This window comes from Neisseria sp. P0021.S005 (assembly GCF_051956955.1).
This window is the reverse complement of sequence record NZ_JBQCWY010000157.1, coordinates 1-5,926: the sequence shown is the minus strand read 5'-3', so window position 1 is coordinate 5,926 and position 5,926 is coordinate 1. Positions and strand designations below refer to the sequence as shown.

General features: G+C 48.9%; 7 protein-coding genes. 4 read left to right on the top strand and 3 right to left on the bottom strand.

Going from position 1 to position 5,926, the window contains the following annotated elements:
• A partial coding sequence (locus ACTHUE_RS09710; protein ID WP_440423370.1) for a transposase occupies positions 1-391 on the top strand: 391 nt, incomplete at its 5' end.
• Between the two features lie 64 nt (positions 392-455).
• Here ACTHUE_RS09710 and ACTHUE_RS09705 read toward each other — a convergent pair.
• Genes ACTHUE_RS09705 through ACTHUE_RS09695 form a run of 3 tightly spaced genes read right to left on the bottom strand, consistent with a single transcriptional unit; the run spans position 456 to position 1,929 of the window.
• Positions 456-728 (bottom strand): hypothetical protein, encoded by a 273-nt coding sequence (locus ACTHUE_RS09705; RefSeq protein ID WP_107867634.1) that lies wholly within the window; start codon positions 726-728, stop codon positions 456-458.
• Between the two features lie 25 nt (positions 729-753).
• Positions 754-1,353 (bottom strand): Maf family protein, encoded by a 600-nt coding sequence (locus tag ACTHUE_RS09700; RefSeq protein ID WP_107867633.1) that lies wholly within the window; start codon positions 1,351-1,353, stop codon positions 754-756.
• A 39-nt stretch (positions 1,354-1,392) separates the two neighbouring features.
• Positions 1,393-1,929, bottom strand: a complete 537-nt coding sequence (locus ACTHUE_RS09695) for a gamma carbonic anhydrase family protein (RefSeq protein WP_070461565.1) — start codon at positions 1,927-1,929, stop codon at positions 1,393-1,395.
• A gap of 452 nt (positions 1,930-2,381) precedes the next feature.
• Here ACTHUE_RS09695 and ACTHUE_RS09690 point away from each other — a divergent pair, with 452 nt between their 5' ends.
• The 3 genes from ACTHUE_RS09690 to ACTHUE_RS09680 form a co-directional block, all read left to right on the top strand.
• Positions 2,382-3,005 (top strand): biliverdin-producing heme oxygenase, encoded by a 624-nt coding sequence (locus ACTHUE_RS09690; protein WP_070461566.1) that lies wholly within the window; start codon positions 2,382-2,384, stop codon positions 3,003-3,005.
• A 212-nt stretch (positions 3,006-3,217) separates the two neighbouring features.
• Positions 3,218-5,143 carry a transferrin-binding protein-like solute binding protein gene (locus ACTHUE_RS09685; protein ID WP_107769560.1) on the top strand — a complete coding sequence of 642 codons (1,926 nt, stop codon included), beginning with the start codon at positions 3,218-3,220 and terminating at the stop codon, positions 5,141-5,143.
• Between the two features lie 219 nt (positions 5,144-5,362).
• A partial coding sequence (locus ACTHUE_RS09680; RefSeq protein ID WP_440423368.1) for a transposase occupies positions 5,363-5,926 on the top strand: 564 nt, incomplete at its 3' end.

Sequence of the window (5,926 nt, the reverse complement as noted above, 5' to 3'; positions counted from 1 at the left end):
ACTGCACATTACCCCTGCCAATGCCCATGAATGCAAACACCTGTTGCCTTTGTTGGAAGGCCTATCCAAAGGTACGACCGTCTATGCCGACAAAGGCTACGACAGTAAGGAAAACCGGCAACATCTGGAAGAGCATCGGCTGCAGGACGGCATTATGCGCAAAGCCCACCGCAACCGTCCGCTGTCGGAAGTGCAAACCAAACGTAACCGATATTTGTTGAAGACCCGTTATGTGGTCGAACAAAGCTTCGGTACGTTGCACCGTAAATTCCGCTATGCGCGGTCAAGCTATTTTGTGCTGCTCAAAGTGAGTGCACAAAGCCATCTGAAGGTGATGTGTTTGAACCTATTGAAAGCCGCCAACAGGCTAAGTGTGCCTGCTGCCGCCTAAAAGGCGGCCCGGATACCTGATTAATCAGGTATCCAAGGGGGATTATGGGGGTATTTGAGTAGAATCAGTGGATCTTTGAAACAAAAACAGCCGAAAATCTTTGTTTAGATTTCGGCTGTCGGGGGAAGGACTTTTTTGCAAAGGTCTCATAGGTGTATTGATCGCCGAGCATGACCCAGCCGCCTGCAGGCGCATCTTCTATAGCGGAGCCAAGCTTCCCGAAAGAGAGGATGCTGTCGTTGCCTTTGCGGATGGCGGGTGTACCGTCGTCTGAAAAAGTGGTGCAGCCAGCGAGAAGGAATACTGCGGATAAAAAGGGGAAGACGTATGTTTTCATAATGTTTGTTTGAAGGTATTTAAAATCAGGCAAATGGGGGAATACTCAATCCGAATTGTTCCAACAAGCCGACCGTTTCGTAAACGGGCAGGCCCATCACGCCTGTAAAGCTGCCTTGCAAATGCTCGACAAACACGCCGCCCAAACCCTGAATGCCATACGCGCCGGCTTTGTCCATCGGTTCGCCACTTCGGATATAGGCGGATATTTCTTCGGCAGACAAGGTTTTGAAACGTACATCGCTGGTTTGCAAAACGCCGTGCATTTTCCCTTGCCAATATACGCATACGGCAGTCAGCACCTGATGCGTCTGCCCTGAAAGCCGGGCGAGCATTTCGGCTGCTTGGGCTTCGGTTTCCGGTTTGCCGAGGATGTGGTTTTGATAGGCGACCGTAGTGTCGGCAGTCAGAATCGGATATTCGGGCGACGCGTCGTGTGCGGCAAACCATTGCTCGACAGCGGCGGCATTTTTTTCCTGCGCCATACGTTGCACATAATCGGCGGCTTTTTCGTCGGAATGCGGCGTTTCGTCGATGTCGGCAGGGATACGGATAACTTTGAATCCTAGGTTTTCCAAAATTTCGCGGCGGCGCGGGCTGCCGGAGGCTAGGTAGAGTGTGTGCATAAAACTTTCTTTTTTAAGGGATATAAGGTCGCCTGAAAATTATTTTGACTGCTTGTGTTGGCCTGCCAGCCGCACATAATGCGCGGAAGAATATTTCAAAAATTCTTTTTCTTTTTCGGTCAGCGGGCGGACTTGTTTGACGGGCGAACCGACATAGAGATAGCCGCTTTCCAAACGTTTGCGTGGCGGCACCAAACTGCCTGCACCTATCATCACGTCGTCTTCGATGACGGTATCGTCCAGAATAATCGTACCCATCCCAATCAACACACGATCGCCGATGCGGCAGCCGTGCAGCATGACTTTGTGTCCGACGGTTACGTCTTCGCCGATGATAAGGGGTGAGCCTTCGGGCTTTTCCGCGTTTTTGTGCGAAACGTGCAAGACACTGCCGTCCTGTACATTGCTGCGCGCGCCGATGCTGATGCTGTTCACGTCGCCGTGCAACACGGCATACGGCCAAACGGATACGTCTTCGGCAAGCGATACTTCGCCGATGATGACGGAGGTTTCGTCGATGAGGCAGGATTCGTGAATTTGCGGAGTATGGTCTAAGAAGGGGCGGATAGGGTTCATGTTGTTTCTTCCTTTTTGACAGTGTGGCAGGTTTCAGACGACCTGCGGCTCGGTATGGCGAAAGTATGCCGTTTTGACGCAGGTGAGGCAAGGACGGCGTCTACCGAGATGTTGTCATGTCTTTGTAAACAATATTTTTTATGGTTAAGGAATCATTTTCCGTTAAGCCTGCCTCTCTTGTTTGCCGAAGGTGGAAAATTGTCCGTTATTATCTTGTAGTTGCAAGTAGCTGCAAACCATTCTCTTGCCATTTGAATTGGAATGATATATATTTTTAAAAAATATTTCATAAAATAACGAAACCCGATGGTTTGTTTTCAACCAGGTTTGGTGGGTTTCCAATCCCACAAACCTTGGCTTCCATCCCGTGTCCGTTTTCAAATCTATCCAATCCACCTTGTTTAAATAAAGGCGGCCGGAAGGTCGTCTGAAACTGTATGAAGGATATTCACATGAGCGAAACACAAGAGCTGACTTTTGCCAAACGGCTGAAAGAGCAAACTACAACTATTCACGATAGCGTGGACAACTTGGTTATGTCTGTCGAGCCGTTTACCAACAAAGAGAATTACATCAAATTTTTGAAACTGCAATCAGTGTTCCACAAAGCGGTCGATCATATTTATAAAGACTCCGAGTTGAACAAAGCCATTCCTGAGCTGGAATACATGGCGCGTTACGACGCGGTAACGCAAGACTTGGCTGATTTGGGCGACAAACCTTACGAATACGGTAAACCGTTGCCACATGAAACCGGCAACAAAGCCATCGGTTGGCTGTATTGCGCCGAAGGTTCCAATTTGGGCGCAGCATTTTTGTTTAAACACGCGCAAAAACTGGATTACACCGGCGAACACGGCGCGCGCCACCTCGCCCCCCATCCGAACGGCCGCGGCAAACATTGGCGTGCGTTTGTCGAGCATCTGAATGCTTTGGGTTTAAGTCCTGAAGCTGAAGCCGAAGCGATTCAAGGTGCAAAAGATGCATTTGCGTTCTACAAAGTCGTTCTGCGCGAAACATTTGACCTGCCTGCAGGTGCGGAAGCTCCGGAAGGCTTTGTTCCGCACCGTCATTAATGGTTTGACGATATAAGTAGAGGTCGTCTGAAACACATCTGTATACGCGGATTCATAAATTCTGTTTTCAGACGACCTTCATACTGATGCAAGTTTAGTACCGTTTGGTTATCCGCATTTGCGGTATATTTTAATTGGTTTGATGTAAATAATTATCAAATATTTTATCACCATCATTCCAAAATACCATTATCACATTCAGGAGTTTGACCATGAAGGAATCATTTAAATTAAGTATGTTGGCGATTGCCTGCAGCATCGCATTGAGTGCATGCGGTTCAAGCGGTGGTGGCACGCCGTCTGCACAGTCTGCACCGACCCCGCAACAGCCGGGCAATAATTCCGGCTCGGGCGGAGGAGGTGATTCAAAACAAACAGAAGACGCTAAGAAAGCTGAAGAAGCCAAGAAAGCTGAAGAAGCCAAGAAAGCTGAAGAAGCCAAGAAAGCTGAAGAAGCCAAGAAAGCTGAAGAAGCCAAGAAAGCTGAAGAAGCCAAGAAAGCTGAAGAAGCCAAGAAAGCTGAAGACGCTAAGAAAGCTGAAGAGGCCAAGAAAGCTGAGGAAGCTAAGAAAGCCAATGAGGCCAATTCAGGTCAAGGTTTTGGCGGTGAAGGCAAAGTAATGAGCAAGGCTTTGGATGGCGGTGTCTTGGTAGCGAAAAAGCGTGAAACCGGCGATTTGGAATATGCCAAAACCGAAGCTCCGACTGCTTCGGATAAAAACAGCGTCGTACTTGATGGTGTCGCCATTAATACCAAAGACGTTAAAGCAGGTGAGTTCACGTTGGGCGAAAGAAGTACGAACGGCGGTAAAGCCGATGCAGCACAATATGCGGTACACAGCGGCGACCTGCTGCCTGACGTTCGTTACGGCGGTGTTGCCGATGTCAGCGATCTGCGTGATGTGAAACAGGCGTTGTTTGTCCAAGGCACGCCATCAGGCAGCGATACCGTTGCAGCCCAAAGAGGGGATGCAACCTATAAAGGCATCGGCCTGCATTTCCCAAACGGACTGCCGATCGATACAAGAGGTCTGCAAGAAATTTTTGAAACCGGTTCGCAAGCCAAGCTGGCCAATCTGTATTCTGCCGCCAAAGCAACCGATGTTACCGCAAGAGTCAATTTCGACCAAAAAACCATCAATGTCGGCATCAACCGCTATTCCGATCAAACGGTTGGCGGTGGTAGCGGTGGCGATAGGATTGCAGGTGTCGTCAAATCCAATGCGCGCGATATGGCGGAAAATTTGTCTTTCAATGGCGATTTGCACGGCAACACCTTCTCCAACAAGCAAGGTACGATGCAAGGCGGATTCTTTGGCGCGAAGGCAGACCAACTTGCCGGTACATATAGTGCGGCAGGCAAAAACCAACGTGATGAAGACGTAGTGGCGCGCGGTGTGTTTGGTGCAAAACGCCAAGATGCGGCAGCTCAAGCAGGCGGACAGCCTGATGCGCCGGTTGCCAAACCTGATGCGCCCGTAACCAAACCTAAAGATGATGCCGCCGCAGCTGAATTGAAAAAAGGTGAAACAGGCGAGCAATACTTCTTATCGAATATCGCCGATTTGACCAAAGTCGTTATCAACGGTACGACAATCGCTTTGTCACCTGTTACCAACAAGCTCTATCGAACTGAATTGGGTTCGGACTACAAATCGTTTGTTGCTTCAGGCAATTTGAGCAATGTTGTCTTCGGTGCGGCAAAACTTGCCGATAATGCCTACTCCTTGTTTGTTCAGGGGGTAATGAGTGCCTCTCTACCGTCAGGGACAGCCAAGTATGCCGGCGATGTGTTGAATTTCCGTGCCCGCAACTTGGATAATAAGGAAAACTGGGTGGGTGATACAGGAGGCTACCGTACTACCGGTTCGTTTACCGCAGATGTCAACTTCGATACCAAGACTATCGCAGGTAAAATCAATAGTGGTGACAGATGGTTCATGAATGAACGAGCCTTTACTGCAGATATTACAGGCAGCAGCTTTAACGGTAAATGGACTTCTTCAGATGCACAAGGCTCTGTAACTGGCGGATTCTACGGTGACAAAGCTGCCGAAATGGCGGGACGATACAGTTATCATGACAAAGAAGATAAAAGTAACAATGCCTTCGGTGTATTCGGCGGCAAAAAACAATAACTGTCTGTTTAAGCTGAAAACAAACCGCTCGAAAGGGCGGTTTGTTTTTGATCGGATAGGATTTTCAGACGACCTTTTACGGTAACAACAATCTAGAGAGCAATTTACCCGCTAAAAGGTCGTCTGAAAACCTTGAATCTTATTTTCAGATAATCTGAGACCTTTGCAAAATTCCCCAAAATCCCCTAAATTCCTACTAAGACATTTAGGGGATTTTCCATGACCACCTTCTTTCAGCAAACCGTCCAAGCCATGATCGTCAAACACATCGACCGCTTCCCACTATTGAAGTTGGATCAGGTAATTGATTGGCAACCGATCGAACAGTACCTGAATCGTCAAAGAACCCGTTACCTTAGAGATCACCGCGGCCGTCCCGCCTATCCCCTGTTGTCCATGTTCAAAGCCGTCCTGCTCGGACAATGGCACAGCCTCTCCGATCCCGAACTCAAACACAGCCTCATCACCCGCATCGATTTCAACCTGTTTTGCCGTTTTGACGAACTGAGCATCCCCGATTACAGCACCTTATGCCGCTACCGCAACTGGCTGGCGCAAGACGACACCCTGTCTGAACTGCTAAAACTGATTAACCGACAACTGACCGAAAAAAACCTAAAAGTAGAGAAAGCATCTGCCACCGTCATTGACGCCACCATTATTCAGACCGCCGGCAGCAAACAGCGTCAGGCCATAGAAGTCGATGAAGAAGGACAAGTCAGCAGCCAAACCACACCGAGTAAAGACAGCGATGCCCGTTGGATAAAGAAAAGCGGCCTCTAC

Bases quoted from the DNA above. Each gene is read 5' to 3' on its own strand.
- ACTHUE_RS09690 (WP_070461566.1), top strand. From the start codon at position 2,382: ATGAGCGAAACACAAGAGCTGACTTTTGCCAAACGGCTGAAAGAGCAA.
- ACTHUE_RS09700 (WP_107867633.1), bottom strand. From the start codon at position 1,353: ATGCACACACTCTACCTAGCCTCCGGCAGCCCGCGCCGCCGCGAAATT.
- ACTHUE_RS09705 (WP_107867634.1), bottom strand. From the start codon at position 728: ATGAAAACATACGTCTTCCCCTTTTTATCCGCAGTATTCCTTCTCGCT.
- ACTHUE_RS09685 (WP_107769560.1), top strand. From the start codon at position 3,218: ATGAAGGAATCATTTAAATTAAGTATGTTGGCGATTGCCTGCAGCATC.
- ACTHUE_RS09695 (WP_070461565.1), bottom strand. From the start codon at position 1,929: ATGAACCCTATCCGCCCCTTCTTAGACCATACTCCGCAAATTCACGAA.